The following is a 22,578-nucleotide window of genomic DNA, read 5'->3' as shown; positions in this document are numbered from 1 at the left end:
GGTGGGCGCCCTGTCTCCGGGGGGTCACGCGGGGAGGGTTGCTGGTGGGGTGGGTGACGCCCCCCCCGTTCGGGGGAGGAGGGGGGGTGGGGGGCCCCCCCCCCCCCCCCCCCCGTGCCCTCGTGCCGGGCGATCTGGGAACCGGCCCAGTCCTGTCCGGGGTGGCTGGGTTCCGGTGCGCGCTGCGCGGCCGCTGCGCCGGCGGTGCCGGGCAGGCCGAGGAGGAGGGAGACGAGGGTGAGCAGGATCCCGGCCACGGTCGCGAGGGGACGTGCGGGGCGGTGGGGGGAGCCGGATCTGAGCACGGACATACGTGCCTCCGAAGATCTCGGTGGATGACCTGAGGGGGGAGGTACTGACGGCATGGCGCAGACGTGCTGACACGGAGGTGCGAGGTGCATGACGCCGCGGCGGGATACCCGGGCCGCTTGGTATGGCCATGCCAGAAATGACGATACGCGCGTAGACCGAGGTGACAAAAGAGGGTCCGTGGGCTGCCGTTGGTCTAATCCTGCGAAATACTGGCCGAGCTGCGGCTTCGACCGCCGCCGGCAGAAACTTTCAGGTGAGGAAACGCGGGAATGGGCGCTGACGTGCACAACACCGGAGCCGACGGGACCACGGCGGACGGTGAGCCGACTGGTGTGGACCACGTATTTCTCGCCCTGGAACGGGAATTGGCGGTATTTCTCCGCCGCGCCCGGGCCTCTTCCGGCGAACTGGCACGAGAGGTGCATCCCGACCTGGAGCCCGCCGCGTACGGCCTCCTCGTACGGCTGGCGGACGCCGGCTCCCAGCGCGCCACCGACCTCGCCGGCTACTTCGGGGTCGGCAAGGCCACGATGAGCCGCCAGCTGCACGCCTTGGAAAGGCTCGGCCTCGTCGCCCGCGAACCGGACCCGGCGGACGGCCGCGCGGTCCTGGTGCGCCTGACCGACGAGGGCCGCGAGCGCTTCACCCGCGTCCGCACCGGCCGCCGCGCCCAGTACGCCCGCCGCCTGGCCTCCTGGGACCGCGGCGAGGTCGCCGAGCTCGCCCGTCTGCTGCACCGGCTGAACGCGGAGCAGGAGAGCGACGAGGCGTAGGCGCGGTGCCCGCGCGGGGTTTGGGGCGACCCCGCGCGGACCCCGGCACAGCGCCGCATTCCCGCCGGTCGCGGCCGTGGTGGCCGCCGGACGGGGTTCGCCGCGCGGCCGTTCCCACCCGGCGGGAAAACATGCCCCGCCCGTCCGTGGTTGTCACGGCGCCACAAAAATCACCGCCGCATCGTCCCGCGCCTTCCCGCGCGGAAACGCCACGCCCGACGGGTCCGCCGCCTCCGCGGCCCGCACCCGGTCGATCAGCGCCTGCGGGCCCTGCCCGGCCACCAGGGCCACACAGTCCGCCCAGGAACCCTCCCGGAAGACCTCCACCCAGCGGCTCGCACCGTCGCTGAGCGCGGTCAGGGAGCGGACCTCGGCGCGCGGAGTACTGCCGGTCACCGCGCGGGCGGCCACCGACGGATCGGCGGCCGCCGTGAAGAAGCCGCCCTCCGCATTGCGCAGCGCCTCGACCGCCCGGCCGTACTCCCGGCCCGCCGCGGCCCGTTCCGCCGAGCCGCGGGGCAGCGCCCGTACGGCGGCCCGCAGCTCCCGGACCGCGGGCGGCAGTTCGTCCAGCCGGGTGTCGAGCACCGGCTCCACCGAGCCGTCCGTCCGCTCCAGGAGCAGCACCGAATCGGACAGGACCAGGTGCTCGACGCTGACCCCGGACCATCGTGCGGCGATCACGGTTGCCTGCGGAGTGCGGACGTGAGAAAGGTCACAGGAGTCCCGGTGGCTGTCGGCCGTCCGGGAGATGGCCGCGGCGAGCGCCTCAGTCAGCGTCATATCCCGGTGTGAAACCGACAGTTCGAGCATTGCGCCACCGAGCCGCGCGGTGAACCACGGCACCCCGTGGGTGCAGCCGTAGCCCTCCTCGGGTGGCGTCACGCCGTCCAGCAGGACCAGAGCTCCGCCCTGGCCGGAAGCCGGCAGAGCTACCGATGCGTAGTCCTCGTTTGGGTGTTGGGGGTCGCCCGGCTCGGTGGCGAGTGCGATGTGCATACCCGGAAGTCTGCCGGAGAGGGGGGTTCCGGCCCTGCCGGCGGGCACCGGTGGCGGCGTCGGAGTCCGGGCGGGGCGGGGGCTTACCGACGGTAGGGGGCGCCGGTCCTGCGGTGTGCGGGCGGGCATCTTTCCAGGACGGCGACGCATCTCCAAACCCGTTCGGGGGTTGCGCGGGGTTGCGGCCGAAACCAGTGGCGCACGGAAGTTGATGGTCAAACTCCGAGTGATGTTCACTCGTTCAGGTGGCCGGGCATGTGTTGCCGAGCCACTGCGCGGCGCCGGTGGAATGGTCGTTGCCCGAATCATGGGGTGAGGTCCGGACATTCGTCGCGACGCGCAGAGCCGGGCTGTTTCCCCTCGCGGAATGTGCGCTGCTGCGGTCTTCGCGCAGATCTGCTCCGCGAGCGGAGAGCGAGCCGGGTCCGCGACGCCATTTGGCGTGAGCAGGCGAGACAGGAATGCGAGCAGCGGTGCGGAAGATGCGGCTTCGAGGCGGCGCAGGGAAGCCGGGTTCACCGGCCGGTTCGATCCCGGGACCGGGCACGGGCTCGGCTCCTGGTAAGGGCCCCGGCACGAAGGGCGGTCCGGACGCGACGGGCCGTGACGAGAGCCCCACGGGACGGCGTCCCGCACGGGTGCGCAACCGGCTCGTCGGGGCGGTGGCCGTCGTGGCGGCCGCTGTCATCGGCGCCGGCGTCCCCGGTCTGACGGCGACCGCCGACGAGGCCAACACCGGCCAGCAACTGGTCGATCTGGCCGAACTGAACGCCCGCGCCATCGCGCTCGCGCACTCCCTCGCCGATGAACGCGACGGTATGACCGCCTACGCCGCCACCGGGCGGGGCGGCCGGGCCGCCGCGGGGACGGGTGCCGCCCGGGCCGACGCGGCCGCGGCCGCCCGGGCCCAGCGCGCCCGTGTGGACCGGCAGATCGACGAACTGCGCTCCGAGGCCCAGGACGCCACCGGCGACACCGCCGTGTACCGGGCCGCCGCCAAGGCGCTGGCCGCCCTGCCGCAAACCCGTCAAAAGGCGCTGTCGGGGCCGACATCGGCCGAGCAGATCTACGCCGCCTATACCGACGCACTCCAGGCACTCGGTGCGATCAGCGACGACATCGCCCGCGGACTGCCGGCCCGCGCGGACTCCGCCGACGCCGACACCCGCGCGCTGCCCGCCCTCGGCCGCGCCGCCGAACAGGCCGCGGGCGCCCGCGCGCTGCTGCTCGCCGGGCTCGACACGGGTGGCAGCCAGCCCCGGCTGGTTGCCCTGGCCCAGGTCGCCCACGTCCGCGAACAGGGCGCGCTGGGCGACTTCCGGCAGACCGCGAGCCAGGCCGCCCGGGACCGCTACGACCGCACCGTCACCGGCGCGGACGTCAACACCGCCGAGCGTTATCTGACCCGGCTGACCGACCAGCCCCGGCTGGACGCCACCGATCTGCGGCTCAACCACCGGCGGGTCCAGCAGACCCTCACCACCCGTATCGGCCTGATGCGGGGCGTCGAATCCGCCATGGCCACCGCGGACATCCAGCGGCTCGGCGCGCTGCGCGACGACGCGGTGACGGAGCTGGAGATCCGCATCGGGCTGGAAGCGCTGTGCCTGCTGCTGGCCGTCGGCGCCGGGGTATGGGCCGCCCGCTCCCTGACCCAGCCGCTCGCGGCGCTGCGGATCGGCGCCAAGCGGGTGGCCGCGGACCCGGCGCACGAGGAGCCCATCACCTACAAGGGCCGCAACGACGAATTCGCCACCGCCGTACGGTCCGTCAACGCGCTGCACGCCCAGGTCGGCGAGCTGGCACGGCGCACCAACGAGCTGGAGGGCGAGCGCAAGCGGCTGGTCGGCGGCCGGCAGCGGCTGGTCGCCGAGCGCGAGGTGCTCCAGGAGCAGGGCGAGACGCTCAAGGAGGAGATCGCCGATCTCACCGAGCGGCTGGCGGCCCTGCGCAGCGGGGTGCACGGCCGGTTCGTCAACCTCTCGCTGCGCACCCTCGGGCTCGTGGAGCGCCAGCTCGGCGTCATCGAGTCGCTGGAGGAGAGCGAGCAGGACCCGGAGCGGCTGGAAACCCTCTTCAAGCTGGACCACTTCGCCGCGCGGATGCGCCGTAACAGCGAGAACCTGCTCGTCCTCGCGGGCGCGGAGCAGCACAGCACCAACCACCAGGGCCCGGTGCCGCTGCTGGACGTGCTGCGCGCCGCGATCAGCGAGATCGAGCGCTACGACCGGGTGCGCATCCAGTCGCTGCCGCCGCACTCGCAGGTCGCCGGGTTCGCCGCGGACGACCTCAGCCACCTGGTCGCCGAACTCCTGGAGAACGCCACCGGGTTCTCGCCGCCGAACGCCCATGTGGAGCTGTCCGGCTGGCTGCTGGAGAGCGGCGAGGTCATGCTCTCGGTCCAGGACGAGGGCATAGGGATGACCTCGGAGCGGATGGCCGAGCTCAACGAGCGGCTGGCGGACGTCGACGCCGCCTCGTCCTCGGAGACCATCGACGAGGCGCTGGGCCTCGGGCTGTACGTCGTGGTGCGGCTGGCCGCCCGGCACGGCGTCCGGGTCCAGCTGCGGGACGCCAAGCAGGGCGGCGTCACCGCCGTCATCGTGCTGCCCGGCTCGATCCTGCCCACCCGCCCCGCCCCGTCGGCCGCCCCGGCCACCGCGCCCCAGTCCGTGGCGCACACCCCGAGCCTGCCCGGCTCGGTCGCCGAGGCGAACTCCAACGCGCTGCCGACCCGGGCCGCGCGGCCCGAACCGGCCCCGGCGGCCCCGGCGGCCCCGGCCGCGCCCCCGGCCCAGGACGCCCCCCGCACCCACGGGCCCGGCGCCGCACCGGCCACCGGCCAGGAGGACGCCCCGGACGCGGAACCGGCGCCCGCCGCCGACCCGTTCGTCGCCGCAGCGGAGCGCGCGATCGACGCCGCCGGACTCGGCGCCCCGGACAGACCGGCCCCGGCGCCCGCCGTGCAGCAGCCGTCCGGCCCCACCACCCAGGCCGCATCCCAGGCGAGCCCGTACGGCCCGCAGTCGCCCGGCCCGTACGGCGCCACCACCAGCGGCAGCGGCGAGCATGTGCGGCCCGGGGAGGAGCCGCGCCCGGCCGCGGACCCGGCGCCCAAGGGCAGCGGCCGGCACGCCGCCCCGGCCCCCGGGCCCACCACGTCCGACGCGCCCGCGGCCGACCCGTACGCCATCGGCCCGGACCAGCACACCCGGGCCGGGACGGACGCGGCACCCACGGAGGCGGCGGCACCCGCCGACGCGTCCCCGGCCGGTACGCCGGCCGACCCACAGACCGCTGCCGCCCCGTCCGAGGGGAAGCAGCGGACGACCATGGGGCTGCCCAAGCGCACGCCCAAGGTCGTGGCGCAGCAGCAGGCGCCCGCCGCCCCGCGCAAGAGCGGAGCGGCCAACGCCGAGGCGCTGCGGCGCCGGCTCGGCGGATTTCAGGCGGGGGCGCGAGTCGGCAGGCGTGATGTCGAGGCCGAGATCGCGGAACGTACAGCGGAGCAGACCAGCCCACAGACGGACACCGACGGAGCGGGGGCCCCGGGAGAGAGCCACATTGTCGAGGAGGCACGCGATTGAAAGCGCAAGCGCCCACTGCTTACGGCCAAGGGCTGAGCAGCCAGGCACGGAACCTGCACTGGCTGCTGACCAACCTGGTGGACGAGGTGCCGGGCATCCGCTCGGTCGCGGTGGTCTCCTCCGACGGTCTGCTGCTGCTGTCGTCCGACCCGGACCGGGTGGACGAGGCGGCGGCAGGGCCGGGCGGGGGTGACGGTCCCCGGGGGTCCAGCGCGGACCTGGCCACCATCGTGTCCGGACTCGGCAGCCTCACCAACGGTGCCGCGAAGCTCATGGACGGCGGGCCGGTCAAGCAGACAATGATCACGATGGACGAGGGCAGCGTGTTCGTCATGGCGATCAGCGACGGTTCGCTGCTCGGCGTGCACGCCACCCCGGACTGCGACATGAACGTCATCGCCTACCACATGGCGCTGTTCGTCGGCCGGGCCGGCCACGTCCTCACCCCCGAACTCCGCAGCGAATTGCGCAAGTCGATGGAGAACGTCCAGTGAGCGAACGTAGTGAGCGACCCGTTATGGGGTGCCTGCTGAGCGGATGCGAGGCCGAGCGAAGCGAGGTTTCGGCATGAGTAGTCACAAACTCCCCGTACGCGGGGACCGGAAGCCCGCGCGCGTGCGGCCGTACTCGCTCACCGGCGGCCGGACCCGCTTCGGCCATGTGCTGCTGGTCGAGACGTTCGTGGCGGCACTGGAGGCCCCCGAGGAGCGCCGTGAGCTGACCTCCGGCGGCTGGGGCGACCGGGTGATGCCGGAGATGCGGGCGATCGTCGAACTCTGCCGCCGGATGCGCTCGGTCGCGGAGATCTCCGCGCTCCTCAAGATGCCGCTGGGCGTGGTCCGGGTACTGCTCAGTGACCTCGCCGACCAGGGAAAGATTCGCGTCTACGGCACCGGGCACGGCTCCGGCCGGCCCGACCGCGCGCTGCTCGAAAGGGTGCTGAGTGGACTTCACAGGCTCTGACACGATATCGGCCGGATCGACGGCGGCCGCCGGTTTTGTGGGTCAGGCCGGTTCAGCGGCCGCGGCCGCCGACGCGGGGCTGCAGAGCTGGCAGACGGACCGCTCGCAGGCACCGATCGCCACCAAGATCGTGGTGGCGGGCGGCTTCGGCGTCGGCAAGACCACGTTCGTCGGATCGGTCTCGGAGATCACCCCGCTCCAGACCGAAGCGGTGATGACACAGGCCAGCGCCGACACGGACGATCTGACCGCCACCCCGGAGAAGACCACGACCACGGTCGCGATGGACTTCGGGCGGATCACCCTCGACCAGGAACTGGTGCTGTACCTGTTCGGCACGCCCGGACAGCAGCGCTTCTGGTTCATGTGGGACGACCTGGTGCGCGGCGCGATCGGCGCGATCGTGATGGCCGACACCCGGCGCCTGGAGGACTGTTTCCCGGCGCTCGACTACTTCGAGAGCTGCGGGCTGCCGTATGTCGTCGCGGTCAACCACTTCGAGGGGACCGAGGCGTACGCCGTCGAGCATGTCCGCGACGCGCTGACCGTGCCGCCGCAGGTACCCGTAGTGATCATGGACGCCCGGGAGCGGCCCACGGTGATCCAGTCGCTGCTGGCGCTGGTCGGCCACGCCCTGGAGACCGCACCGGAGTGACCGGTGGACAAGGTCTCGCTCCTCCCCCCCACTCTCCCCGAACCACCAGCAGTAATAGAGAAGAGCCCGCTATGCGGAAAATACTCATCGTCGGAGCCGGCCAGTCCGGTCTCCAGCTCGCCCTGGGCCTCCAGTCGCAGGGCTATGAGGTCACCCTCATGTCCAACCGCACAGCCGACGAGATCCGCGCCGGCCGGGTCATGTCGACGCAGTGCATGTTCGACACCGCGCTCCAGCACGAACGCGACCTCCAGATCAACTTCTGGGAGAGCCAGGCCCCGCGCATCGAGGGCCTCGGCGTCTCGGTCGCGGCGCCCGGCAGCCACGAGGCGCCGGAGGGCTCGCAGCGGGCCATCGACTGGGTGGGCATGCTGGACGGCTACGCCCAGTCCGTCGACCAGCGGGTGAAGATGGCCGGCTGGATGGAGACCTTCGCGCAGCGCGGCGGCCAGCTCGTCATCCACGGGGCGGCCGTGTCCGACCTCGACTTCTTCGCCAGTCGCTACGACCTGACGCTGGTCTCGGCCGGCAAGGGCGAGCTGGTGTCCATGTTCGGCCGCAACGCCGAGCGTTCCCCGTACGACGCCCCGCAGCGCGCGCTGGCCGTCGCCTACGTCCACGGTCTGGGCCCGCGCCCCGAGCACCCCGACTTCGACGCGGTGCGCTGCAACCTGGTGCCCGGCGTCGGCGAGCTGTTCGTCATGCCGACGTACACCACCTCCGGCCGCGCCGACATCCTCTTCTGGGAGGGCATACCCGGCGGTCCGCTGGATGTCTTCCAGGGCGTCAAGGACCCCGATGAGCACCTCGCCGTCACGCTGGAACTGATGGAGAAGTTCCTGCCCTGGGAGTACGCCCGCGCCACCAAGGTCGAACTGACCGACGCCAACGCCACGCTGGCCGGCCGCTACGCCCCCACCGTGCGCAACGCCGTCGGCCGGCTGCCCTCCGGCGGTCTGGTGCTCGGCGTCGCGGATGTCGTGGTCGCCAACGACCCGATCACCGGCCAGGGCTCCAACTCGGCCTCCAAGTGTGCCGCCTCCTACCTCGCCTCCATCGTGGAGCGCGGGGACCAGCCCTTCGACGAGGACTGGATGCGGACCGCCTTCGAGCGGTACTGGACCACCGCCCAGCACGTCACCAAGTGGACGAACGCGATGCTGGCGCCGCCGCCGGAGCACATCCTGAACCTCATCGGCGCGGCCGGGCAGCTGCAGCCGGTCGCCGACCGGTTCGCCAACGGCTTCAACGATCCGTCCGACTTCGAGAACTTCTTCTACGACCCGGAGAAGACGAACGCGTATCTGGCGTCGTTGACGAAGTGACGGGCCCTCCCACGTTTTCGGGAGCGGCAGCCGTGTGTGTCCCTCCCCGCTTTTGGCGGGGAGGGACTTTCTGTTGCCGGGGCATTCCGGGTCAGTGGGGCTTGCGCCAGGGCCACTTGGGTCCCGTGGAGGGTTTGCCGGCCGGGTCGTACTCGTACTTCCAGCCGCTGGGCAGGCCGAGGCGGCCCACCCGCGCCGGGACGCGCCGGTAGAAGTGGACGGTCGGGGGGCGGCCGTCGTCGTGTGGTTCGGGCACCTCGTACGTCTTGGGCGGCTGGCCTGTCATGCCGACCAGTACGGGCAGGACCCGGCCGTCCAGCGGGCCGCCGACGAAGAGGGTGTTCTCACTTCTCACGTCCTCAGTGTCACACCGGCCCGGCCCGGCGGCCGCTCACAGCAGATGCGCGGCGTCGCTCACGACGGGCAGGGTGCGGCGCGCCAGATCGCCGGCCGGGCCGTCGGAGGTCTCCAGCTTCAGCGCCGCCCGGGCCACCCGGGCGGTCTGCGGGTCCCCGGCCGCGGTCGCGGTGAGCAGCGCGATGAAGTGGTCGACCAGCCAGTTCCGCAGCTCGTCGAGGGTCGGCTGCTTGTCCTCGTCGAGCCAGATCAGTGAGGCGGCCTCGACCGCGGTGATCCACATCCGGACGGTCATCCGCAGCCGCAGGCCCGGCTCCGGTTCGCCCAGGTGCCGCAGGATCTGATCGGCCGCGGCCCGCCGTACCTCGTCGACGATCGCGGTCGTACGGGTGGTCTCCACGACGCTGCCGCCCTGGAGGAGCGCGCTGAACCCGGCGTCGTGCTCGTCGACGAACGCCAAGTAGCGGTCCAGCGCGCGTGAGAGCCGCTGGGTGAGCGGCCCGGTGTCCGGCTCGGCGAAGCAGCGCTCCAGGATGTCGGCCGCGCTGCGCAGCGCGGCCTCGTACAACTGCTGCTTGCCGCCGGGGAAGTAGCGGTAGACCAGCGGCCGGGAGACCCCGGCGGCCAGGGCGACATCGTCCAGGGAGACGTCCTCGGGCGCGCGCTGGGCGAACAGGTCCAGCGCCGCGGTGAGCAATTGGCTGCGGCGCTGCTCCACGCTCAGCCTGCGATAGGCGGGTCGGGGTACTGCTGGGGCGGTGCCGCTGCCGTTCATGAACAGCAGCGTAACCGGCCCGGATGTCGGCTCGTACAGGTGCTCGGGGTCTACGGGGCCCATTCCGTCCGCTTCAGGCCAGCAGGCCCGAGCTGCGCCACAACCGGCGGCCCATACCGCGCAGTACGCCGATATCGTCCAGGAAGTCGGTGAGCCGCCGGGCGCCGGACTGCATCACCTCGCGGCGGTGGCCACTGGCCCTGACCTGGGCGACGGCCGCCCGCTTGTCCAGCCCGACCTGCGCGTAGACCTCCGGATTGACGAAGGCGAGGGAGAACACCCGGGCCGCCTCGCCGGAGCTGATCCGGGTCAACTCCCGCTCCCAGCGCGGCGCGGTGACCATCTGGCGGCGCAGCTCCTCACGGGCGTAGCGCACATGCCGGGCCTCCTCGACGACATGGATACGGGTCACCCCGCGCACGATGCTCTGCACCCGCTCGTCCGGGAAGGTCAGCCGCTGCATCCAGTCCAGGATCTCCTCGCCGAGCAGGGTGCAGGCGAACGACCCCGGGGTGGTGGAGACCGTCTTGAGCACGCGGGCGAGGTTGTGGTGGAGGCGGGAGACCGGATACGCCGGTGCGCCGCCCTTCTGGATCATGCGCGCGAACATCTTGGAGTGCCGGCACTCATCGGCGATCTCGGTGAGCGCGTAGCGGACATGCGCGCTGGTCACCGGCTTGTCGTAGATGTGCCGGACGAGCAGCTGCATCAGGATGATCTCGAACCAGATGCCCAGCGAGGCGAGCGAGGCGGCCTCGTGCCGGGACAGGTCCTGCTGCTGCTCCAGGGACATCTTCCGCCACAGCGGGGTGTCGTAGAGCGAGACCAGCTCCGGCGGCCAGAACCACTTGCCGTCCTCCAGGGGAGCGTCCCAGTCGAGTTCGGTGTCGGGGTCGAAGGAGTGCTTGGCGGAGGAGTCGAGCAGTCGCTCGGCAACCTGTTCCCGGTCCTTGAGCAGACCGAGGGCGTCCCGCAGCACTTCGGTGTCCGTCTCGGTCATCGCGGTGGGCGCGCTCGTCATCGCTGTGGCTACCTCGCTCTGGGGTCGGGGCCTGTCCTGCCCGCGGTCATCTCTTATGAGACTGCGCGTCAGCAAGCTCGTCAATCCCCCGTGCACGACTTATTGACCCGTCGGTAAGAAACGTGTGAGCCTGCCAACGACCGCCCATGACAAGGCGTTTGGCGACCGTAGGAGGCGTCCGTGTCGACCCGAGAGCTCTACGTGCAGGACCCAGGCGACCCCGTGTGGAAGGTGCCCGCCTCCGGTGCGGCCCGCTTCAGCTGGGACTACGACGACGGACGCGAACGGCTGCTCGCGCTCTACCAGAAGGGCAAGGACAAGCAGTGGGACGCCAATCTGCGGATCGACTGGGACCTGGAGGTGGACCCCCAGGACCCGCTCGGCACCCCGGATGAGTCCATGTCCCTGTACGGCACCAAGTACTGGGACAAAATGACCGAGAAGGACCGCGGCGATCTGCGCCGGCACTACACCTCCTGGCAGTTCAGTCAGTTCCTGCACGGCGAACAGGGCGCGATGGTGTGCGCCGCGCGGATCGTCGAATCCGTTCCGGACCTCGACGCGAAGTTCTACTCCGCCACCCAGACCATGGACGAGGCGCGGCACGCCGAGATATACAGCCGTTTCCTCCAGGAAAAGATCGGGATGCTCTACCCGGTCAACGACAACCTCCAGGCGCTGCTTTCCGACACCCTCAGGGATTCGCGCTGGGACATGCCGTACCTCGGTATGCAGGTGCTGATCGAGGGCCTGGCGCTGGCCGCCTTCGGCATGATCCGCGACACCACCACCAAGCCGCTGCCCAAACAGATCCTCGCGTACGTCATGCAGGACGAGGCGCGGCATGTCGCCTTCGGGCGCATGGCGCTGCGCGACTACTACAAGCAGCTCACCGATGCCGAACTGCGCGAACGCGAGGAATTCGTCATCGAGGGCTGCTATTTGATGCGCGACCGGCTGCGCGGCCTGGAAGTCCTGGAGAACTTCGGCGTGCCGCATGACGAAGCCGCCGAATTCACCGAGAACTCCGAATTCCTGCACCTCTTCCGCAAGCTGCTCTTCAGCCGCATCGTGCCCTGTGTGAAGGACATCGGCCTGTGGGGCGAACGCCTCCAGCGCGCCTACGTCGACATGGGCGTCTTCGAGATGGGCGACTCCAACCTCGACCTCCTCATGGCCCAGGACGAGGAACTGGCCGAGAAGCTGGACGCGGAGCGCTTCGCGGCCGAGGAGGAGGCCCGCACGGCCGAGGTCGCGGCGGCCATCGAGCAGGGCGCGGAGGACTGACCGCCGGGCGGCCGGACCTCCGCCCGGCCGTCAGGGGGCCCCGCCGGGAAGCCCGGCGGACAGAAAGCCGAGCACCTCGCGGCCGAGCGCGTCGGGATCGGCGTACGGCAGCGAGTGGTGCGTGGCCCCCGCCAGGGTCGCGATCCGTACGCCCGCCAGGGTCCGTTCGGCCCGGGCCGCGACCCGGCGCGGATCGTGCGTCCGGCTCCGCCCGGCCGGCAGCACCAGGGTCGGTACGGCCCGGGTGGCATCCGGTCGCGGTCCCGTGACCACCTTCGCGCTGCGGAACTCCACGGCGCCCAGGCCCATCAGCCGCACCAGTTCGGGCGCCGGCGGCGCACCCCCGGTCTCCCACTCCAGGAACCGCCGGGTGCTCCGTTCCCCGGGCCGTACGAACAGCGGCAGCGCCCGCAGCAGATACGACGGCCGGAATCCCGCGAAGCACTGCGTCGGATCCAGCAGTACCAGCCGGTTCACCCGCCCCGGCCCCGCGTGCCCGGCATAGCTCAGCGCGAGCCACCCGCCGTACGAGTGCCCGAGCAGCGCGGCCGAGGTCAGCCCCAGCCCGCTGAACACCCCGTCGAGCCAGTCGAGCAGATCCGCCGGCCGCCGCAGCGCCCGCCCGGTGTGCACGCTGAGCCCCGGCCCGCCCATCTGGTCCACTGCGTACACCCGGTGCGTACGGGCGAGCGGGGCGGCGAGCGCGTACCAGACGGCCGAGGTGGTGCCACCGCCGTGCAGCAGCACCAGCGGCGGACCGTCGGCCGGGCCGCACACGGTGACCCGGGTACTGCCGAATTCCGACGGCAGATCGAGTCGTTCCACCGGGACCCGCCACAGCGCCATGGCCTGTTCGTAGGCCGCGCGAAAGGCCGCGGTGGGGGCGGGCGCAGGGGTGTCTGCTGTCATGGTGCACCTCCGGGACGAGACGAAGAGACGCACGAGGCCGTCACTCCTGCCTCGCTCGGCAAGTATCTCGCTGAGCGAGGTAATAATGCGGAAGTCCGGAAAGAAAGGCGGCGGTGCATGGCGAAGCAGCAAGTGGCGGACGAACCGGCGGGGATGGACCTGGTCCATCTGCTGCGGGAGGTGACCGTGCGACTCGACCTCGCCGGAGCCCGGTTCGCCGGCCGCAACGGCCTGCACCCCACCGACCTCCGGGCCCTGATCAGCCTGCTGGACGCGGCACGGGCCGGCGAGGAGTCCACCCCCGGCCGGCTCGGCGACCGGCTGGGCCTCAACTCCGCCGGCACCACGGCACTCATCGACCGCCTGGAACGGCTCGGCCTGCTCCGCCGGGTCCGCGACACCCGCGACCGGCGCCGCGTCCTGCTGGAGGTCGACGACCGCGCCCTCGCCCTGGGCCAGGACTTCTTCGGCCCGCTGATCGACCGCACCCTCGCCCTGCTCGCCACCTTCGAGGCCGGCGAACGGGCGGCGATCCGGCGGTTCCTGAGCGGGGTGGGGGAGGCGGTGACGGAGGAGGGGGCGTAGGGGCGCCTGAAGGGGCGCGGGGAACTGCGCGACCGGCCACGACGTGGCCGCGGACGCAGGACGGCGGACGGCGCCCCCGCACGTCCCGCGGAACGTCAGCGCTTGCCCGACCGCGCCAGCCGGCGCCCCTCGTGCCGGGACACCTCGATCGGACGGCCGAAGCAGGCCGTCATCCGCTCACCGGTCAGCACCTCGTTATCGGGCCGCGGGCCTGCACCCGGCCGTCGCGCAGCAGGCCGACGCCCTCCAGGGCGGCGGTCACCCGGGCGGCTTCGGGGCCGGCCGCGGTGCGGTCCGTCCGGACGGCGGCACGGGATCGGCGGACTCCCGGGGGCGCGAAGGCGGCGAAGGCTGCGTGGCGCTCATCGCCGCAGATGAGCTGTGTGGGGCATCTTTCTGTGCGGGTGTCCGATGCGCGGACCCCGGTGGAGAGCGGCAGCGGGGCGCGGATCCCCGGCCGCTACGGCGCGGGGAGCCCCGACAGCGCCCGCGCCCGGGTGGTTACGGCGCGGACAACCCCAACAGCCCCCGCACCCGCACGTACTTCGCCGTCAGCCGCTCGCGCGTCGGCGCGTCCAATACGGCCAGCCGGTCCGGATCCGCGTTGTGCGCCAGATCGGCCTCCTTGACCAGCAGCGCCCCCGGCGTGGCCAGAATGCGTGCGGTGTACTCCTCGACCGGCTCGCCCGCCCGCTTGGTGACGGCCAGGATCATCGCCTTGACCGCCGCACTCAGCGCCGCACCGGCCAGCCACTCCTCGCTCAGCGCCCCGTCCTCGACCGCGTCATGCAGCCAGCCCGCGGCGATCTGCTCGTCACTGCCGCCCCGTTCGCGTACGCCCGCCGCGACCGCGGCCAGATGCTCGGCATACGGGCGGCCCGCCTTGTCCGTCTGCCCCGAGTGCACGCGCCGCGCCAGCGCCTCCACTTCGGCCAGGGACAGCAGCGGGGGCGGGGCGGGCTCCATGGGCGGGATCGCGTCAGCCATGGGGCCATTGTGACGCGGACGGCCCGGTACGCAGCAAGGCGCCGGCCAAGGCATCTCAGCGCACCGCCGCCGCCATCACCGCTTGCGCGATCGGCGCCGCGCTGCCCCCGCCGCTGATGTCCGCACGGTCGGCGGCCGCGTCCTCGACCACCACGGCCACCGCCACGGCCGGCTCGAAGCCGTCCTTCGCCCGCGCCCAGGAGATGAACCAGGCGTACGGCGTTCCCTCGTTGCGCACCCCGTGCTGCGCGGTACCGGTCTTGCCGCCGACCGTCACGCCCTTGATGGCGGCCCGTTTGCCGCTGCCGTGCGCGACGACGTCGATCATCATCTCCTGGATCTGCTGGGCGGTGACCGGACCGATCACCTGGCGGGTGGGGCGGTGCGGACCGGCCGCGATCATGACCCCTCCGGCATCGGTCACCTTGTCGACGAGCGTCGGCGGCGCCAGCCGGCCCCCGTTGGCGACCGTCGCCGAGACCATCGCCATCTGGAGCGGCGTGGCGGCGGTGTCGTACTGCCCGATGGCGGACAGCGCGACCTGCGAGGCATCCATCCGGGTATCGAAGTTGCTCGGCGCGACCGGCGAGGGGATGCGCAGCCGGGGGTCGTTGAAGCCGAACCGCCGGGCCATGCCGGCCATGTCCCGCAGCCCGATCCCGGCGCCCAGCCGCGCGAAGACGGTGTTGCAGGAGGCCCGGAACGCGTCCTTCAGCGGGGCGTCCTCGCAGCCCTCCGCGGCATTGCCGAGCAGGGTGGCGGTGCCCGGCAGCGGGTAGGGATCGGGCGAGTTCGTCGGGGCGTCGATATCGGTGACCTTGCCGCTCTCCAGCGCGGCCGCCGCGGTGACGACCTTGAAGGTGGAGCCGGGCGGATAGGTCTCCTGAAGCGCCCGGTTGAGCATCGGCCGCGGCCCGGCAGCGTTCAGCCGGCGCCAGGCCGCGCCGACCGCGGCGTCGTTGCCGGACAGCTCACCCGGGTCGTACGAGGGCGTGCTCACCAGCGCCAGGACCTTCCCCGTACGCGGCTCGATCGCCGCCACCGCCCCCTTCTTACCGCCCAGCCCGTCGAACGCGGCGCGCTGCATCCGGGGATCGATGGTGGTGTGCACACTGCCGCCCGGCCGGTGGGTGCGGGTCAGCTGGTCCCACCAGGGGAAGGTGGCGAGCCGGTCGTCGAAGCCGGACAGGATGCCGTCCTCGGCGCTCTCCAGCAGCGAGGTCCCGTAGGTCTGCGAGGAGTAGCCGGTGACCGGCGCGTACAGCGGTCCGTCGGTGTAGGTGCGCTCGTAGCGCAGCCGCCCGCCGCTGTCCCGGGAGCCGGTGACCGGCCGTCCCGCGACGAGCACGGCCCCGCGCGGCTGCTCGTAACGGGCGATCACCCCCCGGCGGTTGGCCGTATTGGCGCCGTAGCTCTCCGTCTTGAAGACCTGCACCCGCGCCGCGTTGACCAGGAGCGCGACGAGGAGCAGGAAGGAGAACGCGGCGGTGTGCCGAATGCAGCGGATCAACGGCCCGCCTCCGGTGACGCGGTGTCATCGGCGGAGGCCGGGGGCTGGTTCTTCGCCTGGGACCGCGTCGGCTTCAGAAACCCCACCACCCAGCTCCGCGCCCCGAACCCCCCGGCACTTCCCCCGTCCTGCGCCACCAGGCTCCTCGTCGGGCTCCCCGGAGAACTCCCCGCCGACGCGCCCGCGCCGGCCCCGCCACGGCTCCCCGCACCCGCTCCGCCACGGCCGCCCACGCCGCTCCCCGAACCGCTCCCCTCCGGCCGTGGTGCCCGCGCCCGATCGCTGATCCGCAACAGCAGCGCGATGATGATCCAGTTCGTGACGACGGACGACCCGCCCTGCGCCAGAAACGGCATCGCCATCCCCGTCAGCGGAATCAGCCCCGTCACCCCGCCCGCGATGACGAAGACCTGAAGGGCGGGCAGCGCCGCCAGCCCCACGGCCAGCAGGCTGCCGAACGGATCCCGCAGCCCGAGCGCGGCCCGGTAGCCGCGGGCCACCAGCAGCGCGTACAGCAGGAACAGCGCGGTCAGCCCCGCCAGCCCGAGTTCCTCGCCGAAGGTCGCCAGGATGAAGTCGGACTTCATGGCGAAGCCGATCAGGTACGAGTGGCCCTGGCCGAGGCCGGTGCCGAGCATCCCGCCGGCCGCGAAAGCGAACAGCGACTGGGCGAGCTGACCGGGCCCCCGGCCCGCCGCGATACCGGCGAACGGATGCTGCCAGTCCTCGACCCGGCTGTGCACATGCGGCTCCAGCGTGCCGACGGCGGCCGCCCCGACGCCGGCCAGGATCAGCCCGACCGCGATCCATCCGGTCCGCCCGGTGGCCACGTACAACAGGACGACAAAGATCCCGAAGAACAGGAGCGAGGTGCCCAGATCCCGCTCCAGCACCAGCACCGCGACGCTGATCAGCCAGATCGCCACGATCGGCCCGAGCACCCGGCCGGTGGGCAGCCGCAGTCGCCCCATCCGGCGGCCCGTGTGGGCCAGCGCGCTGCGGTTGGCGGCCAGATAGGCCGCGAAGAAGACGGTGATCAGCACCTTGGCGAACTCGCCCGGCTGAATGGAGAATCCGGCGATACGGATCCAGATCTTCGCCCCGTTGATCGCGGGGAAGAGGATCGGCGCAGCCATGAGCACCAGCGCGAGCGCCGCACAGACATAGGCGTACCGCTGGAGCACACGGTGGTCGCGCAACAGCACCACCACCCCGATGAAGAGCCCGACGCCGACCGTCGACCACATCAGCTGGGTGGGCGCGGCATGGTCGCCCGGGGTGTCCAGATCGAGCCGGAAGATCAGCACCAGCCCGAGCCCGTTGAGCAGTACGGCGGTGGGCAACAGCAGCGGATCGGCATACGGGGCGCGGAAGCGGACGGCGAGATGCGCGAGCAGCGCGAGCCCGGCGAGCCCCGCCCCGTACCGGACCGCACCGCCCGGCAGCGCATGCCCTCGGGCCAGCCCCACGACGAGGTACCCGCAGACGCTGATCAGGACCGCGCCTGCGAGGAGGGCCAGTTCGATGCCCCGCCGCTTGGGCAGCAGCGGCAACGGGGGAGGGGTGTCCGCCGGGCGCGCGGCCGCCGCCCTCGCCATTGCCGTCATGCCTGGCAACGTAGCAAGCGGCGGCCGCTATTTCCGTTATGTCCGATGCGACGTTCGGGGTGTACGCAGCGGCGCACCGCCTGGGCGCACCGCCTGGGCGCGCCGCCTCAACGCCGCCTCAACACCACCGGGGCTCCGCCCCCTCGTTCACGATGTCCCGCGTCGAGGACCAGACGTACGAGGCGTCGCTGAGCTTGTACCAGACCGGGTTGTCCTCGATGAGCTGCCCGTTGAGCCGGCAGGAAATGCCGACGACGGACCCGTACTCCTTGAGGCCGATCGCGCGGAACTCGGTACTCGGCCCGGTACGCAGCACCAGGCCCTCCTTGGCCACGACCCGCCCCTCGTACTCCGTGCGGTCGTTGCCCTCACTGTCATGGGCCGCCAGGGCGGGATCGGCCGCGAGGACCCCGGCGAGCGCACCGGACAGAAAGCAAAGAGCGAACGTGCCGAACTTGCCGGACTTCGACTTCGGAAACATGCGCTTCCTCCTGCGAAGGGAGAGTCCCAGGGGAATCCCTGTGGGGTGAATCGAGCGGAGTCGCCGGGCGTCACTCAACGGACGGGCCGGGGCGGACGCCCCGCCGGTGCGGTGCCTGTCGCACCCTTCCCCGGCTGCGAGTGCGGCATCTCCGCCACGCGCCGCCCTCTCGCACCGCGCCGTACCGCCTGCCTCGCTCTCCTCTCACGCTAAGGAGGGCGCGGAGAGTCCGCAACTCATCACACTCTGTGATCGCGTGGGCGTGCCGGCCTACTGGAAGCGCCAGTTCACCGCACCCACCCCCTGGTCCGCGCGGACGGAATGACGGCGGAGCCGGACGATCGCCTCGCCGCTCCGGGCAACGCGTAGCGGCGAACGCGTGTCTAAGGGGGCGGGGCGCCCATCCAAGGGAGGACTCGGGGCGGACTCAGGGAGGACGCAGGGAGGAAGCGAGGACTCAGGGAGGAGTCAGGGATGAACCAGGGGCCTCCCAGGGGCATCCCGGGTTGTTCCGTGAACGCCGCCAATGGCACTTTGTAAACTCGTCCAGACCGAATAGAAGAAGAAGGCCGAGGCCGAGCTCGTCACGCTGATGCGGACGACCGAAGACTCCGGTCAATGGCATGGACCTGTGCCATGACCACCGCAAGCGAGGGGCTATGGCGTACGTCACACCCGTAGACGCCGAGTGGGGGTTCCGTGCTGTCCCGGCTGTCTTGGGCCGCCGAGCGCGGGTGACCGTCCCCCTCGACGAAAGGCAGTATTAGCGTCATGACGACTCTCCGTTCCCGGATCATCGCCTGGGCCGGCCGCATGTATCTGGCGAGAACACAGAAGAAAGGCTTCGACCTGTCTCGAATGTCTTTCTTGCCCGAGTCCGTCCTGATGCCATTGCGGCGTGACGGCCTCAACCCGGTGGGCGATTTGGCGGCCGTCCGGGAGCGGGAGCCCGTCAGCAAGCTTCCCGTGCCGATAGCCGCCAACGTCTGGCTGGTCACCGGCTACGACGAGGTCAAGGCGGTGCTGGGAAAGGCCAGTGCCTTCAGCTCCGACTTCACCAACCTCGTCGGCAAGGCCGGCGCCGGTGCCGAACAGAACCCCGGCGGACTCGGATTCGCCGACCCGCCCGTGCACACCCGTCTCCGCCGGCTCCTGACGCCCGAATTCACCATGCGGCGCCTCGGGCGGCTCACACCCCGTATCCATGAGATCGTCGAGGAACGCCTCGATGCGATGGAAAAGGCGGGAAAGGACGGCGACCCGGTCGACATCGTCCACTCTTTCGCCCTCCCCATTCCTTCCCTCGTTATCTGCGAGCTTCTCGGCGTCCCTTATGAAGACCGCGCCGACTTCGAACGCCTCAGCGCCGCCCGTTTCGACCTTTTCAGCGGAGCGAACGCGTCCTTCGGCGCCATATCTGAATCCCTTTCCTATTTCCGGGACATCGTCAAGAAGCAGCGCGAAAACCCGGGCGACGGCCTGCTCGGCATGATCGTGAAGGAACACGGCGACACCGTCAGCGACGAAGAACTGGCAGGTCTCGCCGACGGCGTCCTCACCGGCGGCTTCGAGACCACTGCCAGCATGCTGGCCCTCGGCGCCCTGGTCCTCCTCCAGGACCCGAAGCACTTCGCGGCCCTCCATGACGGCGACGACGTCGTCGACAGCTATGTCGAGGAACTCCTCCGTTACTTGACCGTCGTACAGGTCGCCTTCCCGCGCTTCGCCCGCGAGGACCTGGAAATCGGCGGCGTCCAGATCGCCTCCGGAGATGTGGTGCTGTGCTCACTGAGCGGTGCGGACCGGGACGGCAAACTGGGCCCGGAAATGGAACAGTTCGACCCCACCCGCAACGTTCCCTCCCATCTCGCCTTCGGCTACGGAATTCACCGCTGCGTAGGCGCGGAACTGGCCCGCATGGAACTCCGCGCCGCCTACCCCGCCCTGGTACGCCGCTTCCCGAACATGCGCCTCGCCGCCAAACCCGAGGACCTCGAATTCCGCAAACTCTCCATCGTCTACGGAATCGAATCCCTCCCGGTCCACCTGAACAGCTGACCCCACCCCTGCGCCCCTCCTGACCGGGCACTTGGCCGAGGCGCCGGGTGCCCGGTTTTGCGGTGTCCGGACCGCGCCCGGCCGCCCCTCCGTCCACCATGTGACTCACCGTCAAGTGACGCAAAGTGCACAGCGTTCCGGCCGCCGGCTCAGGAACTCCCGGGACACGCCCTCGAATACGACGGAGAAGTGGTCCGGTACGCGTACGTACCGGGACCCACGGGCCCCGTCCCTCTCGCTCCCCCAAGCACGCCGGACACGGTGCGTATCCGCTCCCGTCACAGCAGGTGCTCGCGCTTCATGATCGGGCACGCGCGGACATGAAAAGACCCCGCCCAGCATCTCTGCGCTGGCGGGGTCTTCAGGCACCTCATCCAAGGTGCCCCCGGCAGGATTCGAACCTGCGCACACGGCTCCGGAGGCCGTTGCTCTATCCCCTGAGCTACGGGGGCGTTGCCGCCTGTGTTCTCTTGGCGACGGGTAGAACACTACCAGCTCTGATGGGGTGTTCATGAACAGGTTTCGTCGGTGGCGGGTACGGGGGGTGTGGCCGGGTGGCCGGGCCCTAGCGCATCCGAGGGCAGTGGCGCGTGACGCTCGGGGAAAGGTCCCTCACATGGGGGCGGAAGTGGGGAAAACCGGGACGCAGTCGCAGGTGGGGTCCTAGTCTCATGGTGTGCCTGGCTTGTCCGGTCGGATCCTTGTTGTCGACGACAACAAGGTGATCCGCCAGTTGATCAGGGTCAATCTCGAGCTGGAGGGCTTCGAGGTCGTGACCGCGGCTGATGGTGCCGAATGTCTGGATGTCGTGCACCACGTGAGACCTGATGTCGTGACCCTTGATGTCGTGATGCCGCGGCTCAACGGTCTGCATACCGCGGCGCGATTGCGCTCCGATCCGCGGACGTGGGACATCCCGATCGCCATCGTCAGTGCGTGCACCCGGGGTGAGGTGGATAACGGCGAATCGGTGGGCGTGGACGCTTTTCTCGCGAAGCCTTTCGAGCCGGCCGAGCTGGTGCGGATCGTGGGGATGCTGGTGCGCGAGGGGCGGCAGCGGCAACGGGAGCGTGGGCCCGAGGGCGGGGCCGAGGAAGAGGACGGGGAGAGCGACGGGGGCGGGGGAGTGGAGGGGCGTGGTGCCTCGCCCGGTGAGGTCGCGGCGCCCGGTGGCGTCGGCATGGTGGACGCGGGCGGGGAGTAGCCGGAAGAGGTGACCGAGCGCCCTGGAGCGTCACGTGGAGTGTCCACAGGGCGAAACCGGGTCGCATGGGTACCCCAGGTCTCCCATACGCTTGTCCTGTGACCCCGGCTGAGCTCTCCCGTACCGTCCTGCGCTCCGTGCGTGGTGCGGTGGAGGAGCAGGAGCTCTCCGTGTCCGTGCCGGCGCGGATCGTGGTGCAGCCGCCGCCGCGGCCCGGGTGTGGGGACTACGCCTCCAATGTCGCGCTCCAGCTCGCCCGGCAGGCGGGGCGGCCGGCTCGGGAGGTCGCCGAGATTCTGCGGAAGCGGCTGAGCGGAAGCGCCGGGATCGCCCGGGTCGAGATCGCCGGGCCGGGGTTCTTGAACTTCACGCTGGGGGACGGGGCGCAGCTCGCGCTGGTACGGGAAGTGCTGGCGCAGGGGGACGCGTACGGGGGAGCGGCTGCGGGCCGGAGCCCGGTGACGGCTGACCCGGCGACCGACTCGGCGGTTGACCCCGCGGCCGGCTCGGCGGGTGACGCCCGTGCCGCCGTCGTCGCCGAGGCGCTGGCGCGGATCGACGCGGTGGCGGGGCCCGTCGGCCACCGCCAGGCCGGTGGACAGCCCGCCCTCGCGCCCGCTCCGTACGACCTGGCCACCCTTGTCGCCCGCCTCGGCGCCGATGAAGCGCGCTGGGTGTTGTTGCGGCCGGCCGCGCAGGATCCGGTGCGGGTGCCCGAACGGCCCGTGCAGCGGGAGAGCAATCCGCGGTTCCGGGTGCAGTACGCGCAGGCGCGGGCACGGGCGCTCGGGCGTTATGCGCGGGAGCTGGGATTCGGGAGCGAGCCGGGGGACGTGGGTGCTCCGGTTCGGGGGCAGGCCGCGGACGACGGCTCGTCGGACGGGGCCGGGTCCGCCGCGCAGGCCCTGAAGAGCTTTCACACCCTCCTCGCCACCTACCCCTCCGCCGTCGAGAGCGCCGCGCGGCTGCGGGCGCCGGACCGGGTGGTGCGGCATCTGGAGGCGACGGCGGACGCGTTCTTCCGGTGGCATGACGTCTATCCGCCGCTGCCCGTCGGGGAGCAGAAACCCTTGGCCGTGCATCGCGCCCGGCTGGCCCTTGCCGAGGCCGGCCGGACGGTGCTCGCCAACGGCCTGCGTCTGCTCGGCATCTCCGCTCCCGAACACCTCTGAACGATTTTGAG

At 71.5% G+C, this 22,578-nt stretch carries 20 protein-coding genes, 1 tRNA gene and 1 pseudogene; 11 read left to right on the top strand and 11 right to left on the bottom strand.

Going from position 1 to position 22,578, the window contains the following annotated elements; genetic code table 11:
• The first annotated feature begins 581 nt into the window (after nt 1-581).
• Complete coding sequence (locus ACZ4XD_RS24360; RefSeq protein ID WP_468045272.1) at nt 582-1,085, top strand: MarR family winged helix-turn-helix transcriptional regulator; 504 nt, start codon at nt 582-584, stop codon at nt 1,083-1,085.
• A gap of 153 nt (nt 1,086-1,238) precedes the next feature.
• On the opposite strand, the gene ACZ4XD_RS24355 is transcribed toward ACZ4XD_RS24360, so the two are convergent.
• Nucleotides 1,239-2,084: a hypothetical protein gene (locus ACZ4XD_RS24355; protein ID WP_468045270.1), complete on the bottom strand. Its 846-nt coding sequence runs from the start codon at nt 2,082-2,084 to the stop codon at nt 1,239-1,241.
• Between the two features lie 638 nt (nt 2,085-2,722).
• Here ACZ4XD_RS24355 and ACZ4XD_RS24350 point away from each other — a divergent pair.
• The 5 genes from ACZ4XD_RS24350 (at nt 2,723) to ACZ4XD_RS24330 (ending at nt 8,614) form a co-directional block, all read left to right on the top strand.
• The gene (locus ACZ4XD_RS24350) at nt 2,723-5,671 is read left to right on the top strand and encodes a nitrate- and nitrite sensing domain-containing protein (protein ID WP_468045268.1); all 2,949 of its coding nucleotides are present in this window, start codon (nt 2,723-2,725) and stop codon (nt 5,669-5,671) included.
• A complete protein-coding gene (locus tag ACZ4XD_RS24345) occupies nt 5,668-6,165 on the top strand; it encodes a roadblock/LC7 domain-containing protein (RefSeq protein WP_042148678.1) in 498 nt (165 codons plus the stop codon). The genes ACZ4XD_RS24350 and ACZ4XD_RS24345 overlap by 4 nt, the downstream gene beginning before the upstream one ends.
• Before the next feature lie 73 nt (nt 6,166-6,238).
• The gene (locus ACZ4XD_RS24340) at nt 6,239-6,634 is read left to right on the top strand and encodes a DUF742 domain-containing protein (protein ID WP_387244189.1); all 396 of its coding nucleotides are present in this window, start codon (nt 6,239-6,241) and stop codon (nt 6,632-6,634) included.
• Between the two features lie 37 nt (nt 6,635-6,671).
• The gene (locus ACZ4XD_RS24335; RefSeq protein WP_468045285.1) at nt 6,672-7,289 is read left to right on the top strand and encodes a GTP-binding protein; all 618 of its coding nucleotides are present in this window, start codon (nt 6,672-6,674) and stop codon (nt 7,287-7,289) included.
• A 71-nt stretch (nt 7,290-7,360) separates the two neighbouring features.
• Entirely contained in the window at nt 7,361-8,614 is a 1,254-nt protein-coding gene (locus tag ACZ4XD_RS24330; RefSeq protein WP_468045265.1) for a styrene monooxygenase/indole monooxygenase family protein, read from the top strand.
• Nucleotides 8,615-8,705: 91 nt separating this feature from the next.
• Here the strand turns inward: ACZ4XD_RS24330 and ACZ4XD_RS24325 are convergent, their stop codons facing one another.
• From ACZ4XD_RS24325 to ACZ4XD_RS24315, 3 genes are all read right to left on the bottom strand, one after another.
• The gene (locus ACZ4XD_RS24325) at nt 8,706-8,969 is read right to left on the bottom strand and encodes a hypothetical protein (protein ID WP_042148688.1); all 264 of its coding nucleotides are present in this window, start codon (nt 8,967-8,969) and stop codon (nt 8,706-8,708) included.
• A 36-nt stretch (nt 8,970-9,005) separates the two neighbouring features.
• Nucleotides 9,006-9,746, bottom strand: coding sequence for a TetR/AcrR family transcriptional regulator (locus ACZ4XD_RS24320; RefSeq protein ID WP_042149910.1), 741 nt, complete (start codon nt 9,744-9,746; stop codon nt 9,006-9,008).
• Nucleotides 9,747-9,819: 73 nt separating this feature from the next.
• Nucleotides 9,820-10,767: an AurF N-oxygenase family protein gene (locus ACZ4XD_RS24315; protein WP_468045262.1), complete on the bottom strand. Its 948-nt coding sequence runs from the start codon at nt 10,765-10,767 to the stop codon at nt 9,820-9,822.
• A gap of 180 nt (nt 10,768-10,947) precedes the next feature.
• Between ACZ4XD_RS24315 and ACZ4XD_RS24310 the strand changes: the two genes are divergently transcribed.
• Nucleotides 10,948-12,054 (top strand): ferritin-like domain-containing protein, encoded by a 1,107-nt coding sequence (locus ACZ4XD_RS24310; RefSeq protein ID WP_468045260.1) that lies wholly within the window; start codon nt 10,948-10,950, stop codon nt 12,052-12,054.
• A gap of 30 nt (nt 12,055-12,084) precedes the next feature.
• Here the strand turns inward: ACZ4XD_RS24310 and ACZ4XD_RS24305 are convergent, their stop codons facing one another.
• Nucleotides 12,085-12,963 (bottom strand): alpha/beta fold hydrolase, encoded by an 879-nt coding sequence (locus tag ACZ4XD_RS24305; protein ID WP_468045258.1) that lies wholly within the window; start codon nt 12,961-12,963, stop codon nt 12,085-12,087.
• Nucleotides 12,964-13,080: 117 nt separating this feature from the next.
• On the opposite strand from ACZ4XD_RS24305, the gene ACZ4XD_RS24300 reads away from it, so the two are divergent.
• Nucleotides 13,081-13,548: a MarR family transcriptional regulator gene (locus ACZ4XD_RS24300; protein WP_468045256.1), complete on the top strand. Its 468-nt coding sequence runs from the start codon at nt 13,081-13,083 to the stop codon at nt 13,546-13,548.
• Between the two features lie 95 nt (nt 13,549-13,643).
• Here the strand turns inward: ACZ4XD_RS24300 and ACZ4XD_RS24295 are convergent.
• From ACZ4XD_RS24295 to ACZ4XD_RS24275, 5 genes and pseudogenes are all read right to left on the bottom strand, one after another.
• Nucleotides 13,644-13,786 (bottom strand): annotated as a pseudogene (locus tag ACZ4XD_RS24295) (ABC transporter ATP-binding protein); the annotation flags it as partial.
• A 263-nt stretch (nt 13,787-14,049) separates the two neighbouring features.
• Nucleotides 14,050-14,535 (bottom strand): HD domain-containing protein, encoded by a 486-nt coding sequence (locus tag ACZ4XD_RS24290; protein ID WP_468045254.1) that lies wholly within the window; start codon nt 14,533-14,535, stop codon nt 14,050-14,052.
• A gap of 55 nt (nt 14,536-14,590) precedes the next feature.
• A complete protein-coding gene (locus ACZ4XD_RS24285; protein ID WP_468045252.1) occupies nt 14,591-16,045 on the bottom strand; it encodes a penicillin-binding transpeptidase domain-containing protein in 1,455 nt (484 codons plus the stop codon).
• Complete coding sequence (locus ACZ4XD_RS24280) at nt 16,042-17,652, bottom strand: FtsW/RodA/SpoVE family cell cycle protein (RefSeq protein WP_468045250.1); 1,611 nt, start codon at nt 17,650-17,652, stop codon at nt 16,042-16,044. The genes ACZ4XD_RS24285 and ACZ4XD_RS24280 overlap by 4 nt, the downstream gene beginning before the upstream one ends.
• 118 nt (nt 17,653-17,770) lie before the next feature.
• The gene (locus tag ACZ4XD_RS24275; RefSeq protein ID WP_468045248.1) at nt 17,771-18,133 is read right to left on the bottom strand and encodes an SH3 domain-containing protein; all 363 of its coding nucleotides are present in this window, start codon (nt 18,131-18,133) and stop codon (nt 17,771-17,773) included.
• A 771-nt stretch (nt 18,134-18,904) separates the two neighbouring features.
• On the opposite strand from ACZ4XD_RS24275, the gene ACZ4XD_RS24270 reads away from it, so the two are divergent.
• On the top strand, nt 18,905-20,191 hold the full coding sequence (locus tag ACZ4XD_RS24270; protein ID WP_468045246.1) for a cytochrome P450: 1,287 nt from the start codon (nt 18,905-18,907) through the stop codon (nt 20,189-20,191).
• A 380-nt stretch (nt 20,192-20,571) separates the two neighbouring features.
• Here ACZ4XD_RS24270 and ACZ4XD_RS24265 read toward each other — a convergent pair.
• A tRNA-Arg gene (locus tag ACZ4XD_RS24265) sits at nt 20,572-20,643 on the bottom strand.
• A gap of 233 nt (nt 20,644-20,876) precedes the next feature.
• Here ACZ4XD_RS24265 and ACZ4XD_RS24260 point away from each other — a divergent pair.
• Nucleotides 20,877-21,395, top strand: coding sequence for a response regulator (locus ACZ4XD_RS24260; protein WP_468045283.1), 519 nt, complete (start codon nt 20,877-20,879; stop codon nt 21,393-21,395).
• Between the two features lie 98 nt (nt 21,396-21,493).
• Nucleotides 21,494-22,567 carry an ArgS-related anticodon-binding protein NrtL gene (gene nrtL, locus ACZ4XD_RS24255; RefSeq protein WP_468045244.1) on the top strand — a complete coding sequence of 358 codons (1,074 nt, stop codon included), beginning with the start codon at nt 21,494-21,496 and terminating at the stop codon, nt 22,565-22,567.
• The last annotated feature ends 11 nt before the right edge of the window (nt 22,568-22,578 follow it).

This window comes from Streptomyces sp. NPDC029466 (assembly GCF_055574515.1).
The sequence above is the reverse complement of the archived record's forward strand: the minus strand, read 5'-3'. Positions and strand labels throughout refer to the sequence as shown.

Excerpts from the sequence above, each read along its gene's own strand:
- ACZ4XD_RS24360 (WP_468045272.1), top strand. The coding sequence starts at position 582 with ATGGGCGCTGACGTGCACAACACCGGAGCCGACGGGACCACGGCGGAC.
- ACZ4XD_RS24355 (WP_468045270.1), bottom strand. The coding sequence starts at position 2,084 with ATGCACATCGCACTCGCCACCGAGCCGGGCGACCCCCAACACCCAAAC.
- ACZ4XD_RS24340 (WP_387244189.1), top strand. The coding sequence starts at position 6,239 with ATGAGTAGTCACAAACTCCCCGTACGCGGGGACCGGAAGCCCGCGCGC.
- ACZ4XD_RS24330 (WP_468045265.1), top strand. The coding sequence starts at position 7,361 with ATGCGGAAAATACTCATCGTCGGAGCCGGCCAGTCCGGTCTCCAGCTC.
- ACZ4XD_RS24320 (WP_042149910.1), bottom strand. The coding sequence starts at position 9,746 with ATGAACGGCAGCGGCACCGCCCCAGCAGTACCCCGACCCGCCTATCGC.
- ACZ4XD_RS24315 (WP_468045262.1), bottom strand. The coding sequence starts at position 10,767 with ATGACGAGCGCGCCCACCGCGATGACCGAGACGGACACCGAAGTGCTG.
- ACZ4XD_RS24305 (WP_468045258.1), bottom strand. The coding sequence starts at position 12,963 with ATGACAGCAGACACCCCTGCGCCCGCCCCCACCGCGGCCTTTCGCGCG.
- ACZ4XD_RS24300 (WP_468045256.1), top strand. The coding sequence starts at position 13,081 with ATGGCGAAGCAGCAAGTGGCGGACGAACCGGCGGGGATGGACCTGGTC.
- ACZ4XD_RS24290 (WP_468045254.1), bottom strand. The coding sequence starts at position 14,535 with ATGGCTGACGCGATCCCGCCCATGGAGCCCGCCCCGCCCCCGCTGCTG.
- ACZ4XD_RS24280 (WP_468045250.1), bottom strand. The coding sequence starts at position 17,652 with ATGACGGCAATGGCGAGGGCGGCGGCCGCGCGCCCGGCGGACACCCCT.
- ACZ4XD_RS24275 (WP_468045248.1), bottom strand. The coding sequence starts at position 18,133 with ATGTTTCCGAAGTCGAAGTCCGGCAAGTTCGGCACGTTCGCTCTTTGC.
- ACZ4XD_RS24270 (WP_468045246.1), top strand. The coding sequence starts at position 18,905 with ATGACGACTCTCCGTTCCCGGATCATCGCCTGGGCCGGCCGCATGTAT.